Source organism: Paraburkholderia sediminicola (genome assembly GCF_046026855.1).
Classification (GTDB): domain Bacteria; phylum Pseudomonadota; class Gammaproteobacteria; order Burkholderiales; family Burkholderiaceae; genus Paraburkholderia; species Paraburkholderia sediminicola_A.
On record NZ_JAQQET010000120.1, the window covers coordinates 1 to 262 of the forward strand.

The 262-nt window shown below is 62.2% G+C and carries 1 protein-coding gene; it reads right to left on the reverse strand.

The features are described from left to right. The coding region (locus PQR40_RS39045; RefSeq protein WP_408511289.1) for a heterodisulfide reductase-related iron-sulfur binding cluster at positions 1-262 on the reverse strand (262 nt) is incomplete at both ends.

Genomic DNA, 262 nt, shown 5'->3' on the forward strand with positions numbered 1-262 from the left:
AGCCTTGTCGAACTGGCCCGAACCGCGTTGCGGGTAGCCGCAACACAGGTAACCCGGCGGCAGCACGGTTTGTACGCCGGCTTCCCACAGCATGGCTTGCGTAGCCAGACCCACCTGCGAGAACAGCCGCTCCGAGCCGCAGCCCGGGAAGTAGAACACCGCTTCCGTATCGGCGGTAGTCGTCTTCGGGTTGCGGATGATCGGGACAATCTTGTTGTCCTCGATGTCCAGCAACGCGCGCGCCGTTTTCTTCGGCAGATTT